General features: G+C 67.0%; 12 protein-coding genes. 4 read left to right on the top strand and 8 right to left on the bottom strand.

The annotated features are described in order from the left end of the window. Nucleotides 1-191: 191 nt before the first annotated feature. Nucleotides 192-3,677 carry a DNA polymerase III subunit alpha gene (gene dnaE / locus G3580_RS15575; protein WP_173767035.1) on the top strand — a complete coding sequence of 1,162 codons (3,486 nt, stop codon included), beginning with the start codon at nt 192-194 and terminating at the stop codon, nt 3,675-3,677. Nucleotides 3,678-3,692: 15 nt separating this feature from the next. Here dnaE and G3580_RS15570 read toward each other — a convergent pair whose 3' ends face one another. The 6 genes from G3580_RS15570 to G3580_RS15545 form a co-directional block, all read right to left on the bottom strand. Further along, complete coding sequence (locus G3580_RS15570) at nt 3,693-6,356, bottom strand: sensor domain-containing protein (RefSeq protein WP_173767033.1); 2,664 nt, start codon at nt 6,354-6,356, stop codon at nt 3,693-3,695. A 336-nt stretch (nt 6,357-6,692) separates the two neighbouring features. Beyond that, on the bottom strand, nt 6,693-8,378 hold the full coding sequence (locus G3580_RS15565) for a SulP family inorganic anion transporter (protein WP_173767031.1): 1,686 nt from the start codon (nt 8,376-8,378) through the stop codon (nt 6,693-6,695). After that, entirely contained in the window at nt 8,375-8,668 is a 294-nt protein-coding gene (locus G3580_RS15560) for an acylphosphatase (protein WP_173767029.1), read from the bottom strand. The genes G3580_RS15565 and G3580_RS15560 overlap by 4 nt, the downstream gene beginning before the upstream one ends. Continuing rightward, on the bottom strand, nt 8,665-8,916 hold the full coding sequence (locus G3580_RS15555) for a hypothetical protein (protein WP_173767027.1): 252 nt from the start codon (nt 8,914-8,916) through the stop codon (nt 8,665-8,667). The genes G3580_RS15560 and G3580_RS15555 overlap by 4 nt, the downstream gene beginning before the upstream one ends. A gap of 2 nt (nt 8,917-8,918) precedes the next feature. Then, complete coding sequence (gene metG, locus G3580_RS15550) at nt 8,919-11,030, bottom strand: methionine--tRNA ligase (RefSeq protein ID WP_173767025.1); 2,112 nt, start codon at nt 11,028-11,030, stop codon at nt 8,919-8,921. A gap of 72 nt (nt 11,031-11,102) precedes the next feature. Next, nucleotides 11,103-11,657 carry an OmpA family protein gene (locus tag G3580_RS15545; RefSeq protein WP_173767023.1) on the bottom strand — a complete coding sequence of 185 codons (555 nt, stop codon included), beginning with the start codon at nt 11,655-11,657 and terminating at the stop codon, nt 11,103-11,105. Nucleotides 11,658-11,788: 131 nt separating this feature from the next. On the opposite strand from G3580_RS15545, the gene apbC reads away from it, so the two are divergent. From apbC to G3580_RS15530, 3 genes are all read left to right on the top strand, one after another. Then, complete coding sequence (gene apbC, locus G3580_RS15540) at nt 11,789-12,880, top strand: iron-sulfur cluster carrier protein ApbC (RefSeq protein ID WP_173767021.1); 1,092 nt, start codon at nt 11,789-11,791, stop codon at nt 12,878-12,880. Between the two features lie 224 nt (nt 12,881-13,104). Next, nucleotides 13,105-13,671, top strand: a complete 567-nt coding sequence (dcd, locus tag G3580_RS15535) for a dCTP deaminase (protein WP_173767019.1) — start codon at nt 13,105-13,107, stop codon at nt 13,669-13,671. 115 nt (nt 13,672-13,786) lie between these two features. Next, nucleotides 13,787-16,039, top strand: a complete 2,253-nt coding sequence (locus G3580_RS15530) for an arginine/lysine/ornithine decarboxylase (RefSeq protein ID WP_173767017.1) — start codon at nt 13,787-13,789, stop codon at nt 16,037-16,039. A 24-nt stretch (nt 16,040-16,063) separates the two neighbouring features. Here G3580_RS15530 and folA read toward each other — a convergent pair whose 3' ends face one another. Next, nucleotides 16,064-16,564 carry a type 3 dihydrofolate reductase gene (gene folA / locus G3580_RS15525; protein WP_173767015.1) on the bottom strand — a complete coding sequence of 167 codons (501 nt, stop codon included), beginning with the start codon at nt 16,562-16,564 and terminating at the stop codon, nt 16,064-16,066. Beyond that, on the bottom strand, nt 16,561-17,355 hold the full coding sequence (locus tag G3580_RS15520; protein ID WP_173767013.1) for a thymidylate synthase: 795 nt from the start codon (nt 17,353-17,355) through the stop codon (nt 16,561-16,563). The genes folA and G3580_RS15520 overlap by 4 nt, the downstream gene beginning before the upstream one ends. Between the last annotated feature and the right edge of the window lie 102 nt (nt 17,356-17,457).

The following is a 17,457-nucleotide window of genomic DNA, read 5'->3' as shown; positions in this document are numbered from 1 at the left end:
CTACGGGCGCCCGGACCCTCTCACTATAGCCCTCGATGCGTCGCCGCGAGCACATGGGAATATGGGCCGGACGACGAACGGTGGGGCCCGTGTGGTGCCGCCGTGGACGGCGCTCACGGGGATGCCCACGGGGCTCCCGGAGCGATCCACGACATCCCCTTGCGCCGCGTCCGGGGGTAAAATCCGCCTCCATGAGCTCGCCGACCGACCCCCGCTTCATCCACCTGCGCCTGCACACCGAATACTCGATTTCCGATGGGATCGTGAAGGTGGGCCAGGCCATTTCCCGCGCCGCCGCCGATCACATGCCGGCGCTGGGCATCTCCGACCTGGCCAACCTGTTCGGCATGGTCAAGTTCTACAAGGGCTGCCGCGGCAAGGGCATCAAGCCGATCGTGGCGGTGGATGCGTGGATCACCAACGAGGGCGACCGCGACAAGCCCTCCCGGGTGCTGCTCATCTGCCGGAATCGCGCGGGGTACGGCCAGTTGTGCGAACTGCTCACCCAGGCCTACCTGACCAACAAACACCGCGGCCGCGCCGAGATGCGCGCCGAGTGGTTCGACGATGGCGCCGCCAGCGATCTCATCTGCCTGTCCGGCGCCATGGGCGGCGATGTCGGCCAGGCGCTCATGAACGGCAACACCGCCCTGGCCGAGGCGCTGGCGCGGCAGTGGATGAAGCGCTTTCCGGGCGCCTTCTACATCGAGCTGCAGCGCGCCGGCCATCCGGGCACCGAAGCCTACATCCGTGCCGCCGTACAACTGGCCAACGATCTGGAACTGCCGGTGGTGGCCACCCATCCGGTGCAGTTCCTCAACAAGGACGATTTCAAGGCCCACGAGGCGCGGGTGTGCATCGCCCAGGGCTATGTGCTCGCCGACAAGCGCCGGCCCAGAGACTTTACCGAGGAGCAGTACCTCAAGAGCCAGGACGAGATGGCGGCCCTGTTCGCCGACCTGCCCGAGGCGCTGGAGAACAGCGTCGAGATCGCCAAGCGCTGTTCGCTGACGGTGCAGCTGGGCAAGAACTTCCTGCCCCTGTTCCCGACGCCCGAGGGCATGACCCTGGACGACTTCCTCGTCGCCGAGGCGAAGGCCGGCCTGGAGGTGCGCCTCGAGGAGCTGTATCCGGATGCCGAGGAGCGCGCCCGGCGCCGCCCGGAATACGACGAACGCCTCCGGATCGAGACCGACACCATCGTGCAGATGGGTTTCCCGGGCTACTTCCTGATCGTGGCGGACTTCATCAACTGGGCCAAGCACAACGGCGTGCCGGTGGGGCCGGGGCGGGGCTCGGGTGCCGGCTCGCTGGTGGCCTACAGCTTGCGCATCACCGACCTCGATCCGCTCAAGTACGCGCTGCTGTTCGAGCGCTTCCTGAACCCCGAGCGGGTGTCCATGCCCGACTTCGACATCGATTTCTGCCAGGACAACCGTTATCGGGTGATCGAATACGTGCGCGAGCGCTACGGCGCCGATGCGGTGAGTCAGATCGCCACCTTCGGCACCATGGCCTCGAAGGCGGTGGTGCGCGACGTGGGCCGGGTGCTGGACTTGCCCTATGGCATGTGCGACCGGCTCTCGAAGCTGATCCCGGTGGTGCAGAACAAGCCTCTGTCGCTCAATGACGCCCGCGATCAGGAGCCGCAGATCGACGAGATGATGGCCGATCCGGGCGATGGTGAATCGATTCAGGAGCTGTGGTCTCTGGCCGAGCCGCTCGAAGGCCTGTCGCGCAACGTGGGCATGCATGCCGGCGGGGTGCTGATCGCGCCGGGCAAGCTCACCGACTTCTGTCCGCTCTACATCGCCGATGGCGACGACGCCACACCGGTGTCCCAGTTCGACAAGGACGATGTGGAAGCCGTCGGCCTGGTGAAGTTCGACTTTCTGGGCCTGCGCAACCTGACGATTATCGAGCTGGCGGTCGATTACGTCGGCCGCCTGGAGGGCGAGCGCCCCGATCTGGCCGCGCTCAGCTTCGACGACCCCGCCGCCTACCAGATCCTCAAGGACGCCAACACCACCGCGATCTTCCAGGTCGAATCGGACGGGATGAAGAAGCTGCTCAAGAAGCTCGGCCCCGACCGCTTCGAGGACATCATCGCCGTGCTCGCGCTCTACCGGCCGGGCCCGCTGGGCTCGGGCATGGTGGACGACTTCATCCTGCGCAAGGCCGGCAAGCAGGAGATCGACTACTTCCACCCTGACCTGAAAGCCTGCCTGGAGCCCACCTATGGCGTGATCGTGTATCAGGAACAGGTGATGCAGATCTCGCAGATCATCGGCGGCTACACGCTCGGTGGTGCGGACATGCTGCGCCGGGCGATGGGCAAGAAGAAAGCCGAGGAGATGGCCAAGCACCGCACGACGATCGCCGACGGTGCCAAGACGCGCGGCTACGACCCGGCGCTGGCCGAACAGCTGTTCGACCTGATGACCAAGTTCGCGGAGTACGGCTTCAACAAGTCGCACACCGCCGCCTACGCGGTGGTCACCTACCACACCGCGTGGCTCAAGGCGCACCACTGCGCGGCCTTCATGGCCGCCACCATGTCCTCGGACCTGGACAACACCGACACCATCAAGATCTTCTACGAGGACGCGATCTCGCCGGTCAACGGCCTTACGGTGTTGCCGCCGGACGTGAACGCCTCCGACTACCGTTTCGTGCCCACCGACCGCAAGACCATCCGCTACGGTCTTGGCGCCGTGAAGGGCGTGGGCGAGCCGGCGGTGCGGGCCATCCTCAAGGCACGCGAGGAGCGGCCCTTCAAGGATCTGTTCGACTTCTGCGAGCGCGTGGACCGGCGCGCGGTGAATCGCCGCGTGGTCGAGGCGCTGATCCGCGCCGGGGCCTTCGACACCCTCGACGCCGATCGCGCCAAGCTCATCGCCACCGTGCCCTCGGCCATGGAGGCGGCCGAGCAGATCGCCGCCAATGCCCTGCAGGGCGGGCTGTTCGACGCCCTGCCCGATGCCGGCGGGCCGATGGTGGATTACGCCAAGGTGCGCCCGTGGACCGAGCGCGAGCTGCTCAAGGAAGAGAAGACCGCCATCGGCTTCTTCCTCTCCGGCCACCCCTTCAACAGCTTCAAGGCCGAGGTACGCCGCTTCGTGCGCCGCACCCTGACCCAGCTCGAACCCTCCCGCGATCCGGTGCAACTGGCCGGGGTGGTGATGGACGTGCGCACCAAGATGACCGCGCGCGGCAAGATGGCCTTCGTGGTGCTCGACGACGGCACCGCGGTGCGCGAGGTGTCGGTGTTCTCCGAGACCTTCGACGCCAATCGCAATCGCATCACCGTGGACGAGGTGCTGGTGGTCGAGGGCAAGGTGAGCAACGACGACTTTTCCGGCGGGTTGCGCATCGTCGCCGACAAGTTGCTCACCCTGGCCGAGGCACGCGGCCAGAATGCGCGCGCGCTGGAGATCCGGCTCAACGGCGAGGTGGCCGAGGCGGGTGGCGCGGGGGCCGCGGCACAGCGTCTGCAGGATCTGCTCTCGCCGTATCGTGACGAAGCCTGCCCGGTACGGGTGCGTTACCGCAACACCAGCGCCGAGGGCGAACTGCCGCTGGGCGCACAGTGGCGGGTCCGTCTCGAGGACGCCCTGCTCGAGAGCTTGCGCGAGTGGTTGCCCGCCGAGGACGCGGTCAGCGTGATCTATCGCTGAGGCGGCGCCGCTGCCTCACGGGGCCGCGGCCGACTTGAGGCGGTCCAGGGCCGCGGCCGGGTTCATCGGCGCATCGAGCAGGCGCCCCTGGCCAAGGCGGCAGCCGGCCGCCATGATCCGGTCGTGCTGGCCGGCGGTGTCCACCCCTTCGGCCAGCACTTCGATGTCCAGATGGTGCCCGAGGGCGATCATGGCGTTCATGATCGCCTGCTGATCAGGGCTGTCCTCCAGGCCTGCGGTGAGACTGCGGTCCATCTTCAGCCGATCGATGCCATAGGCCTTGAGGCGGGTGAGCGAGTCGCAGCCGGTGCCGAATTCGTCCACGACGAGGCGCACACCCAACCGCTTGAGGCGGTTCAGCGTGGTCGCAATCTGCGGATCGGGGTCGTGGAGGATCCGCTCCGGCATCTCGATCTCCAGTTGCGCGGCCGGCAGGCCGGCGTCGGCGAGCGCGTCGCCGACGATATCGACCAGGCTGTCACGACGGAAATGGCGGGCGGAAACGTTGACGGCCACCGGCACCCCGGCGCCAGCGGCGTGCCAGCGCGCCGCCTCGCGACAGGCGCGCGCCAGCGTCCACCGGTCGATGGCTTCCAGCAGCGCCACATCGCCGGTCTCGGCCACGAAGTGCGCCGGATCGATGTCGCCGAACAGGCTGTCGCGCCAGCGACACAGTATCTCCATGGCCACGATGCGTCCGTCCGCGAGGTGCCGGAGCGGCTGGAAGGCCAGTTGCAGGCGGTCGTGGGCGAGCGCGGCACGCAGTTGCTGTTCCACGCGCTGACGCCGTTCCGCCTCGGCGTTCATGGATTCGGTGAAGTAGCGGAAGGTGTTCCGTCCGGCGCCCTTGGCGTGATAGAGGGCGGTGTCCGCATGGGCCAGCAACGTGTCCGCGTCCCGCGCGTCGGTCGGGAACAGCGCAATGCCGATGCTGGCCGAGATGGCGATGTGTCGTCCTTCCACTGCCACCGGTGCGCTCAGGGCGGAGAGGATCTTGGCCGCGACCTGGCCGGCGCGACCGCCGTCCTCCAGGTCCGGCAGGAGAATGAGAAACTCGTCGCCCGCCTGGCGGGCCACGCTGTCGGAGTCGCGCACGCAGTCTTCGAGGCGACGGGCCACCCCCTTGAGCAGGGCGTCCCCGACCGCATGGCCGTGACTGTCGTTGACCTCCTTGAACCGATCCAGGTCGAGGAACATCAGCACCACCTGGCGCTGGTCGCGCGTTGCGCGGCTCAGGGCGCGCTCGAGCCGGTCGGCCATCAGGTTGCGGTTGGGCAAGCCGGTGAGGGGGTCGTGATGCGCCATGTGCAAGGCGCGCTGTTCCTTGGCGCGCGCCTCGGTGACGTCGGAGAACACCGCCACATAGTGCGACAGCCGGCCGCTGGCGTCGCGCACGGCGCTGATCGACAGGCGTTCAGCGAACAGGCTGCCATCCTTGTGGCGATTCCAGATGTCGCCCTGCCAGCTGCCGGTGCGGCGGATCGACTCCCACAAGGTGGCGTAGAACGCCGGTTCGTGTTGTCCCGAGCGCAGCAGCGCCGGCGTATGTCCGATCACTTCGTCGGCGCTGTAGCCGGTGATCCGGGTAAAGGCCGGGTTGACGCGCAGGATCAGCCCCTCGGCAGTGGTGATCATGATGGCATCGGCGCTGTGGTCGATGGCCCGGTCGGCCAGACGCAGTCGGGTTTCCGCCTCGCGCATGCGGGTGATGTCGGCAATCGAGCTGACGACCGCGGACGGGGTGCCCTCGGGGGCCATGATCGCCTTCGAGTGCACCCACAGCCAGCGGGTGCTGCCGTCCCGGCGCGCCACGCCGACCACCCCGCTGTGCGCTTCGCCGTCGCGCAGGGTCTGCATGGACGGGAATTCGTCGATCGCATGGGGTTCGCCGTCCTCGCGCACGAAACGCAGCTGGCCGCTACCGATATGGAACGCCGCCGTGTCCGCATCGTCGAGGCCGAAGATGCGGGCCGCCGCCGTGTTATGCAGCACCACCCGACCGTCGGCGTCGCGCATGATCACGCCTTCGCCCAGCGTGCCCAGGACGGCCCGCAGCTTGTGCTCTTCCTCGGCCAGTGCGGCGGCGGCACCATGCAGGTGGGTGATGTCCTGCACCGTGGCGATGAAGGGCAACGCCTGCCCGGTGCCTTCGCCGCAGGGGGTGCGGCTTACCTGCAGCCATACATCGGTCTCGTCCGCCCGGCGGCAACGCCAGGACGCGGTCGCATGCTCGAACGGGTGCGGGGCGGTGGTCTCCGGGGTGCCGAGCAGCGTTTCGAGGCGCCGGCCGACGGTCTCGTGTGTGTTGCGCCCGACGAGATCGAGGAAACGTGCGTTGGCCTGCTCGACGACGCCGTCCGCGTCGCACAGCGCAATGCCGACCGCGGCCTGTTCAAAGATGTCGCGAAAGCGCGCCTCGCTCACGTCGATCTGCGCCCGCGCGCTCGCGGCGTCGTCCGCGGGCAACGGTCGGGAGCGATGACGCCCGCGCCGCTGGCCCCACGCGAGGCCGCCGGCGATGCTCAGGCCGACCAAGGCGCTGCCGAGCAAGGGCACGAGACGGCTCTGCGCCCATGGGCCGGTCACGGCCAGCAGGACGTAGCTGGAACCCGATGCGCAGAGCCCGGCAATGAGGCTGGCTGCGATGCCGAAGAATCCGGGGCGATCAACTTTGTGCATGGAACAACTCCACCCCTCCCGATTCCATGGTGCGCGTGTGGCCACCCGAAATCATTGAGATAGCGCAAGGCGCGCATGCCGTCCGTGCGTCGCAGACGGCCGCACGGCGTGACCGGGAAAAGCGGGGGTGCGGATCAGGGCAGGCGAAGGCGCTGCGGGGGCCCGGACGGCACGGCGGGCGGTCGGGGCGGGCGGGTGCGGACGCTGAGCGGGTGATGTCTCATGGGGGGTGGATGCCGGCTGTGGTTTGATTATGTCAATCGATTATCCGGCGTGCAGGGGAATCGGTCAAACGGCATACGGCACCCGAGGGCCGCGCCGCGACCCGGGGGAAGGCTACGGCAGCGGCGGCACCGGTGGCGGGGTGGCACTGGCCGCGTCGTCGGCGCACAGCTTCTGGCCGCGCGCGAGGGCCTGCGCGTAGGTGTCGGTCACGTTCGCCGCACCCAGCGCATCGAGGAAGCCCGAGCGCACAATGATGGAGCGCGGCTGCGGGTTCAGCTCACACAGCAGCAGCGTGGCGCCGCGCTTGCGCATGGCGCGATGCAGGGTCTGGAGGATGTCGAGGCCGCTGGTGTCGATGTTGATGACCTTGTCGAGCGCCAGGACGATGACTTTCGGATGACGGTCGAGCTCGTGGAGCAGGTCTTCGAGCTTGTTGGCGGCGCCGAAGAACAGGCTGCCGAAGAGGCGGAACACCAGCAGGCGGTCGCCGCTGCGCTCGCACACGCCCTCGGGCAGGCTCACCGGCTCGATCCGGGTGAGGTCGGAGACGCGGCGGATGAAGAACAGGCTGGAGAGCACCAGGCCGATCTCGACCGCCAGGGTGAGGTCGAGGACCACGGTGATGAAGAAGGTGCCCAGCATGATGGTGCGGTAGGCCATGGAGAAGCGCTTCAGATGCGCAAAGGCATGCCATTCGCCCATGTGCACCGAGACCATCACCACGATCGCCGACAGGGTGGCCAGCGGGATGTAGGCCGCCATGGGTGCCAGCGCCAGGACCACGGCGAGCAGCACCAGCGAATGGATGATGCCGGCCACCGGGGTGCGCCCGCCACTGCGGATGTTGGTGGCGGTACGCGCGATCGCGCCGGTGGCGGCGAAGCCGCCGAACAGGGGCGCAGCCATGTTGGCCAGGCCCTGGGCCATCAGCTCCTGGTTGGGGTCGTGCCGGTCGTCGATCATGTTGTCGGAGACCCGCGCCGAGAGCAGCGATTCGATGGCGCCGAGCATGGCGATGGTGAGCGCCGGCGCCATGAGTTTGCTGAGCGCGGACAAATCGAGGTCCGGCAGGCCGATGGCCGGCACCGACTGGGGAATGCCGCCGAAGCGGGTGCCGATGGTATCCACCGGCAGGCCGACGAGGGCATTGATCGCGGTAGCGATGACGAGCACCGCCAGCGGGCCCGGTACCCGCGCGAGCGGCCGGAAGCGGCGTGCGAGCGCATTCCAGAAGATGAGCGTGAGCAGGGAGGCGACGGCGACCGCCACGGTCGGCCCGTGCATGGTGTGCAGGTGCTGGCCGAGGGTGCTGACCTTGCCGAAGAAATCGCCCGGCAGCTCGGCGATCTTGAGACCGAGGAAGTCCTTGATCTGGGAGAGGAAAATCACCACCGCGATGCCGTTGGTGAAGCCGGTGACCACCGAGACCGGGATGAAGCGGATCAGGCCGCCGAGGCGGAAGGCGCCCATGGCGAACAGCATGATGCCGGCCAGCAGGGTGGCCACCAGCAGGTTGGCGACGCCGTAGTCGGCGACGATGCCGTAGACGATGGGGATGAAGGCGCCGGTGGGTCCGCCGATCTGCACGCGCGAGCCACCCAGCAGGGAGATGATCAGGCCGGCGACGATGGCGGTCCAGATGCCTGCGGTGGGCGACATGCCCGAGGCGATGGCGAAGGCCATGGCCAGCGGCAGCGCGAGCACGCCCACGGTGACGCCGCTGCCGGCGTCCTGGGCGAATTGGGTGCGCGAGTAGTCCTTGAGCGCGTCGAGCAGGCGGGGGCGGAAGCGGATCATGCGTCGGGGGCGATGGAGAAGTCGGTCGGGGGCGGTTCGGGAACCTCGACGACCGTGGTCGCGACCTGGCTGACCACGGCTTTGGGCGGGCCGTCGTGGGCCCATTCGATGAGCGCGTGCACCGCGTCGTGCGCGCCGACGGCGAGCACCTCGACGGAGCCGTCGGCGCAGTTGCGCGCCCAGCCGGCCACGCCCAGCCGCTGCGCGGCCTCGACGGTGCTGGCGCGATACCAGACCCCCTGCACCGTGCCGGTGATGACCAGACGCCGGGCGATGGGATTGGCGCTCATGCCTTTGCCGCCTTGGCGGCCTTGCGTGCGCGCAGGATCCGGGTCAGGCCGACCACACCCCAGAAGTCGAGGATGAGGCCGCCGGCCAGCATCGCCAGCGCCTGAAAGGGCGAGCCGGGCACGCCGGGGATCAGGGTCATGTTGGCGAGCAGGTAGAGGGCGCCGAGGACGGCGATCAGCGAGCCGATCACATGGAGGGCGATCCACTTGGAGAGGCCTGCCTTGGCGAGGTCTTGGGTGTCGTTCATGGTCATTTCACTCGCATGCCGGGGGTGGCGCCGGCGTCGGGGGAGAGGATGAACAGGCCCGGGGTGGCACCGCTCTCGTCGGAGGCGGCCAGCACCATCCCCTCGCTCATGCCGAACTTCATCTTGCGCGGGGCGAGGTTGGCGACCATGACTGTCATCCGGCCGACCAGGGTGGCCGGATCGTAGGCCGACTTGATGCCGGCGAAGACCTGGCGGGGCTGGTCCTCGCCGATGTCGAGCTGCAGGCGCAGCAGCTTGTCGGCGCCCTCGACGTGTTCGGCCGAGACGATCTTCGCGATGCGCAGATCCACCTTGGTGAAGTCGTCGATCTTGATGGTGTCGTCCGCGCCGGCCTGGGCCTCGGCCGACTTTTGCTGGGATTCGGCATGGCGCTGGCGGCTGCTGTTCTCGGGCACCGGCGCCAGCGACGCCTTGTTGGCGTCGATGAGCTTGTCGATCTGGGCGCGTTCGATGCGGGTCATCATGTGCTGGTACTTGTTGATGGCGTGACCGGCGGGCAGCGTGTCGGTCAGCTGACCCCATGTCAGCGGTGCAATGTTCAGGAAGGCTTCTACCTGTGCCGCCACGGTCGGCAGGATCGGCTTGAGCAGACCGGCGAGGATGCGGAACTGGTTGAGCGCGGTGGAGCAGACGCGATGCAGCGCCGCATCCTGTCCGTCCTGTTTGGCCAGCTCCCAGGGCTTGTGATCGTTCACATAGGCGTTGGCTGCGTCCGCCAGGCGCATGATCTCGCGCAGGGCGCGGCTGTAGTCGCGGTTGTCGTAGGCCCTGGCGACTTCACCCGAATCGAGGCTGGCGCGGTAGGGCGCGAGCGCGTCCAGGTCCGGCGCGCCGAGCTTGCCGTCGAAGCGCTTGGTGATGAAGCCGGCGCAGCGGCTGGCGATGTTGATGAACTTGCCCACCAGATCGGCGTTGACCTTGGCGATCATGTCGTCGAGCGACAGATCCACGTCTTCCATGGTGCCGTTGGACTTGGCGGCGAAGTAGTAGCGCAGCCACTCCGGGTTGAGCTTCTGCTCGATGTAGGAGCGCGCGGTGATGAAGGTGCCACGGCTCTTGGACATCTTCGCGCCATCGACGGTGAGGAACCCGTTCACCGCCAGCTGGCTCGGCGTGCGGTAGCCGGCGAAATGCAGCATCGCGGGCCAGAACAGGGCGTGGAAGTAGAGGATGTCCTTGCCGATGAAATGGACCATCTCGGTGTCGCGGGCTGCCTCGCCGCCGATGAAGCGGTCGATGTCGATGGCGCCGCTGCGCTCGGCCAGATGCTTGAGGCTGGCGAAGTAACCGATCGGGGCGTCCAGCCACACGTAGAAGTACTTGCCCGGCGCGCCCGGAATCTCGAAGCCGAAGTAGGGCGCATCGCGCGAGATGTCCCAGTCGGAGAGCTTGTTCTCGCCCGGCTCGCCGAGCCACTCCTTCATCTTGTTGGCCGCCTCGGCCTGCAGGCGCCGGGTGCCGCTGGCGTTGCTGCCCTGGGTCCAGTCGCGCAGGAAATCGACCGCGCGCGGGTCGGACAGCTTGAAGAAATAGTGTTCTGACGAACGCATCTCGGGTTTGGCGCCGGAGACCGCGGAGAACGGGTTCTTGAGGTCGGTGGGGGCGTAGGCCGCGCCACACACTTCGCAGTTGTCGCCGTACTGGTCCGCCGCGCCGCACTTGGGGCATTCGCCCTTGATGAAGCGGTCGGGCAGGAACATCTGCTTGACCGGGTCGTAGAACTGCTCGATGGCGCGCGTCTCGATCAGGCCGGCCGCCTTGAGCTTGGCGTAGATGTCCTCGGCGAAAAAGCGGTTTTCGTCCGAATGGGTGGAGTGGTAATTGTCGAAGGCTACCGAGAAGTCGGTGAAGTCGCGCAGGTGCTCGCCGTGGACCCGGGCGATGAGCTGCTCGGGGCTGACGCCTTCCTTCTCGGCGCGCAACATGACCGGCGTGCCGTGGGTGTCGTCGGCGCACACATAATGCACTTCATGGCCCTGCATGCGCTGGAAGCGCACCCAGACGTCGGCCTGGATGTACCCGACCAGGTGCCCCAGGTGGATGTCGCCGTTGGCGTAGGGCAGGGCGTTGGTGACGAAGATCTTGCGCGACATGAACGTTCCGCGGTTGCTGCCAAAAGCGGAAGTTTATCAAAGCGTCTGCCGCTCGCGTCACACCTCGTGCATCTACCGGGGCAGAAACAGGCGGATTTCGACGCGCCGATTGCGGCTGCGGCCTTCCGGCGTGTCGTTGTCGGCGACCGGTTCGGTTTCGCCGCGCCCTTCCGCGGTCAGGCGCATCGGATCGATGCCGGCGGCCATGAGATAGTCGCGCACCGCCCGGGCACGCTTGCGCGACAACAGCATGTTGTAGCCTTCGCGCCCGATGCTGTCGGTGTGACCGACGATCAGTGCCTGCAGCGTCGGCTGCGCCTGCAGTGGCGCGACCAGGGCGTCGAGGCTGGATTGCAGCGCCGGGCGCAACAGCGCGCTGGCGGTCTCGAAGCCATCGGCGGCGGGAATCACCACATCCAGCCCGCCGGTGGGTGCCACGCTCACGGTGACGCCCTCGGCGGCGGCGCTTTCGAAAGGCTTGGCGATGGCCGCCCAGTCGACCGCCGGCGCTGCCGCCTCGACGGCCCGCTCGGTGTCGGTCGGAGGCGAGGTGGCCGGGGTCACGGCGCAGGCGCTGACCAGCAGGCAGGCGGCCAGCGCGCACAGGGCAGGGTGCATTTTGGGCATGGGCGCCATCTTATCGCGTCGCGCCATCCAGTGACCCTTCTCGTCGCGGGGGAGAACTCCGCCGGGCGCTTCGGTATGATTGGCGTGTGATGGTGGCCACTGCGGTCGCCCAGGCGAATTTTGGAGTCACGATGGAACTTGCTCAGGAACATATTCAGGCGGCGCTCAAACAGCTCGTCGATCCGCTGACGGACAAGGATTTCGTCAGCGCGCGCTGCGTGCGCAACATCGCCATCGACGGCGACAAGGTCAGTGTGGCGATCGAGGTGGGCTACCCGGTCGGGACCCGGGCCGAGGCCGTGCGTGCCCTCGTGCGCGATGCGGTCTCAGGTGTGGCCGGCGTCGGGTCGGTGGAGGTGACGGTCAGTGGGAACGTCGTCGCCCATGCGGTGCAGCAGGGCGTGAAACTGCTCGCCGGGGTGAAGAACATCATCGCCGTGGCCTCGGGCAAGGGCGGGGTGGGCAAGAGCACCACCGCCGCCAACCTGGCGCTGGCGCTGGCGGCCGAGGGCGCCAAGGTGGGGGTGCTGGATGCGGACATCTACGGCCCGTCGCAACCCCAGATGCTGGGCCTGGAAGGGCGCAATCCGGAGTCGCCGGACGGCAAGTCGCTGACCCCCCTCGAAGCCTATGGCGTGCAGGTCATGTCCATCGGTTTCATGATCGAAGCGGACACGCCGATGGTGTGGCGCGGCCCCATGGCGACCCAGGCGCTCAAGCAGCTGCTGACCGAAACCAACTGGTCGGATCTGGACTACCTGATCGTCGACATGCCGCCGGGTACCGGCGACATCCAGCTGACCCTGTCGCAGACGGTGCCGCTTACCGGCGCGGTGATCGTCACCACGCCGCAGGACATCGCCCTGCTCGATGCGCGCAAGGGCGTGAAGATGTTCGAGAAGGTGGGCGTGCCCATCCTCGGTGTGGTGGAGAACATGAGCGTCCACATCTGCGCCAACTGCGGCCACGAGTCGCACATCTTCGGCACCGGCGGCGGGCAGAAGATGTGCGCGGACTTCGGCATTCCCTATCTGGGCGCGTTGCCGCTGGACCTGAAGATCCGCGAGGAGGCCGATTCGGGCCGCCCGACCGTGGTGGCCGATCCGGACAGCCGCGAGGCGCAGCTGTATCGCGACATCGCCCTCGGGGTGGCCGGCCGGGTGGCCGCGCGCGCCAAGGACATGAGCCACAAGTTCCCCAGCATCGTGGTGCAGAACACGTAAAGACCGGAAAGAGCGCCCGCCTTCGGGTCGCGCCGCGACATGCGAGGCCGCGGACCGCGCTCGGCGGGCGTCGCTGCCCTTGGGACGGCGCCGCGCGCTTGTCTCAAGCGCGGCACACCGGCGGGAATGTGCGCCGGTGGCGCTTGATTCGTGGCGTGCGGCCGCTAGAATGGGCGGATTTTACGGCACAGGTACCGGTGCGCCGGGGCCGATCGGAGTGTGAGATGTCCATCAAGTCGGACAAGTGGATTCGCCGCATGGCGGAGAACGAGGGGATGATCGAACCCTTCGCCCCCGAACTCGTGCGCGAGAACGAGGGCGGCAGGATCGTGTCCTATGGCACCTCGAGCTATGGCTACGACGTGCGCTGTGCCAACGAATTCAAGATCTTCACCAACATCAACTCGACCATCGTCGATCCGAAGGCCTTCGATTCGGGCAACTTCGTCGATTTCACCGGTGATGTGTGCATCATCCCGCCGAACAGCTTCGCGCTGGCGCGCACGGTCGAGTACTTCCGCATCCCGCGCAGCGTGCTGACCGTGTGCCTGGGCAAGAGCACTTACGCCCGCTGCGGCATCATCGTCAACGTGACCCCGCTCGAACCGGAGTGGGAAGGCCATGTGACGCTGGAATTCTCCAACACCACGCCGCTGCCGGCGAAGATCTATGCCAACGAGGGCGTGGCGCAGATGCTGTTCTTCGAGTCCGATGAGGTGTGCGAAACCTCCTACGGCGATCGCGGCGGCAAGTACCAGGGACAACGTGGCGTTACGCTGCCGAAGATTTGAACCGACGGTGGCCGGGCCGATGGCCCGCGACACGAGAACGACCGTAACGCAGCGGCGTTACGCTGATGCCCGGGGGCGCCGTGCCCCGCGGGCTTTCTGATTTTTGGGGGCGAGCATGCGTTTCCAGTTTCCGATCATCATCATCGATGAAGACTTCCGTTCCGAGAACACCAGCGGGCTGGGTATCCGCGCGCTGGCCAAGGCCATCGAAGGCGAGAACATGGAGGTGCTCGGCGTCACCAGTTATGGTGACCTGTCCTCCTTCGCCCAGCAGCAGAGCCGGGCTTCGGCCTTCATCGTCTCGATCGACGACGAGGAGTTCGACTCCCCCGAGGCGGCGACCAAGGTCATCGGCGACCTGCGCGCCTTCGTCGTGGAGATCCGCAACCGGAATGCGGACATCCCGATCTTCCTCTACGGCGAGACGCGCACCTCGCGGCACATCCCCAACGACGTGCTGCGCGAGATGCATGGTTTCATCCACATGTTCGAGGACACCCCCGAGTTCATCGCCCGCTATGTGGTGCGCGAGGCGCGGGTGTACCTGGACAGCCTGGCGCCGCCGTTCTTTCGCGCACTCACCCACTACGCGGCGGACGGCTCCTATTCGTGGCATTGCCCGGGGCATTCGGGCGGCGTCGCCTTTCTGAAGAGCCCGGTGGGGCAGATGTTCCACCAGTTCTTCGGCGAGAACATGCTGCGCGCCGACGTGTGCAACGCGGTCGAGGAACTCGGCCAGCTGCTCGACCACACCGGCCCGGTGGCGGCCTCGGAGCGCAACGCGGCGCGCATCTTCCACTGCGATCACCTGTACTTCGTCACCAACGGCACCTCCACCTCCAACAAGATGGTGTGGCACACCACCGTGGCGCCGGGCGACGTGGTGGTGGTGGACCGCAACTGCCACAAGTCCATTCTCCACTCGATCATCATGACCGGCGCGGTGCCGGTGTTCCTGACGCCGACGCGCAACCACTACGGCATCATCGGTCCGATTCCGCTCGAGGAATTCAAGATCGAGAACATCCGCAAGAAGATCGCCGCCAACCCCTTTGCCGGGCAGACGAACGGCAAGAAGCCGCGCATCCTCACCATCACCCAGTCCACCTACGACGGCGTGCTCTACAACGTCGAGGCGATCAAGGAGATGCTCGACGGGCAGATCGACACCCTGCATTTCGACGAGGCCTGGCTGCCCCATGCCGCCTTCCACGACTTCTACGGCGACTACCACGCCATCGGGGACGAGCGCCCGCGCTGCGAGTCGTCCATGGTGTTCTCGACCCAGTCGACCCACAAGCTGCTGGCCGGCCTGTCGCAGGCCTCGCAGATCCTGGTGCAGGATTCCAAGACCCGCAAGCTCGACCGCGACATCTTCAACGAAGCCTATCTGATGCATACCTCCACCTCGCCGCAGTACTCGATCATCGCGTCCTGCGATGTGGCCGCGGCGATGATGGAGCCACCGGGTGGCCCGGCGCTGGTCGAGGAGTCCATTGCCGAGGCGCTCGATTTCCGCCGCGCGATGCGCAAGGTCGACGAGGAATTCGGTGCGGACGACTGGTGGTTCAAGGTCTGGGGGCCGGACTACCTGTCCGACGACGGCATGGGCGAGCGCGAGGACTGGATGCTCAAGGCCGGCGAGCGCTGGCACGGCTTCGGCGAGCTGGCCGACGGTTTCAACATGCTCGACCCGATCAAGGCGACGGTCATCACCCCGGGCCTGGACGTGGAAGGTGACTTCGCCGACTGGGGCATCCCCGCCGGCGTGCTCACCCGCTATCTGGCCGAGCATGGCATCGTGGTGGAGAAGACCGGGCTTTACTCCTTCTTCATCATGTTCACCATCGGCATCACCAAGGGCCGCTGGAATACCCTGGTGACCGAGTTGCAGCAGTTCAAGGACGACTTCGACCGCAACCGGCCGCTGTGGCGGGTGATGCCTGAGTTCGTGGCCAAGTTCCCGCGCTACGAGCGGGTCGGCCTCAAGGACCTGTGCTCACGCATCCATGGCTTCTATCGCGACCACGATGTGGCGCGTCTGACCACCGAAATGTACCTGTCGGACATGGTGCCGGCCATGCGGCCGGCCGATGCCTTCGCCAAGATGGCCCATCGGGAGATCGAGCGCGTGCCGATCGACGCGCTCGAAGGCCGGGTCACCAGCGTGTTGCTGACGCCGTATCCGCCGGGCATCCCGCTGCTGATCCCGGGTGAGCGCTTCAATGCCACCATCGTGCGCTACCTGCGTTTCGCGCGCGATTTCAACGCTGCCTTCCCGGGCTTCGAGACCGACATCCACGGCCTGGTCAAGGAAGAGGCCGAGGGGGGCTCCAGCTATCACGTGGACTGCGTCCGTCAGGGCTGACGGCGATCGCGGCGCGCCGCCGCTTCAGGTGGCGGTGCGCTCGTATTCCACGAAATCCATCGCGTAGTCGTTGTCGGCATCCGCCGGCAGGTGCTGCCGACTCACCTCGCGGAACGTCGCCGGGTCGACCGGCGGGAAGTGGGCGTCGCCCTCGATGCGGGCGTCCACCTCGGTCAGGATGAGGCGGTCGGCGCGGGCGATGCTCTGTGCATAGAGCTGGGCGCCGCCGATCAGGAAGACCTGTTCCGCCGGGCTGCAGGCCGCCAGTGCGGCATCGATACTGGAGACCACGGTCGCACCCGGGGCGTCGTAGCCGGAGTTGCGACTGACGACGATGTTGAGCCGGCCCGGCAGCGGGCGCCCCAGCGATTCCCAGGTCTTGCGCCCCATGATGACCGGGCTGCCCAGCGTGGTGCGCTTGAAGTGCGCCAGATCCGCCTTCAGGCGCCACGGCAGCGTGTTCTCCCGGCCGATGACGCCGTTCCGTGCGACCGCGGCGATCAGGATCAGCTGTGGCTGCTTCATACCGCCACCGGCGCCGGGATGTGCGGATGCGGATCGTAGCCTTCGAGCTCGAAATCCTCGAAGCGGAACGCGAACAGATCGGTGACCGCAGGGTTGAGCTTCATTCGCGGCAAGGGGCGCGGCGTGCGCGACAGCTGCAGCCGGGCCTGTTCCAGGTGGTTCGAATACAGGTGGCAGTCCCCCCCGGTCCACACGAAATCGCCCGGCTCGTAACCGCACACCTGCGCCACCATCAGGGTGAACAGGGCGTAGGAGGCGATATTGAACGGCACCCCGAGGAAGATGTCGGCGCTGCGCTGGTAGAGCTGGCAGGACAGTCGGTTGTCGGCAACGTAGAACTGAAACAGCGCATGACACGGCGGCAGGGCCATCCGGTCCACATCGGCCGGATTCCAGGCGGACACCAGGTGGCGTCGGGAGTCCGGGTTGTGTTTGAGCCCCTCCACCAGTTGCCTGATCTGATCGATTTCGCCCCCGTCCCGGGCGGGCCAGTGGCGCCACTGGTGGCCGTACACCGGCCCGAGATTCCCCTCTGCGTCCGCCCATTCGTTCCAGATCGACACCCCGTTGTCCTGCAGGTAGCCGATGTTGGTGTCGCCGGCGATGAACCACAGCAGTTCATGGATGATCGAGCGTGTGTGCAGCTTCTTCGTGGTCAGCAGAGGAAAGCCCTGCGACAGATCGAAGCGCATCTGGTGGCCGAAAACCGACAGGGTGCCGGTGCCGGTTCGATCGGATTTGGCATGCCCGTGGTCGAGCACGTGCTGCATCAGGTCGAGGTAGGCTTGCATGATGAGATGGCAGATGGACGGGATGGGCAATTGTACCCGCTCGCGGTCCGTGGCCGTGCTTGCATTGCACCTCCTGTCGGCGACAGTTGGTCGTTCGGTTCG

This window comes from Nitrogeniibacter mangrovi, assembly GCF_010983895.1.
Lineage (GTDB): Bacteria > Pseudomonadota > Gammaproteobacteria > Burkholderiales > Rhodocyclaceae > Nitrogeniibacter > Nitrogeniibacter mangrovi.
Note: the sequence above shows the minus strand (reverse complement) of the source record. Positions and strands in the feature narration are given on the sequence as shown.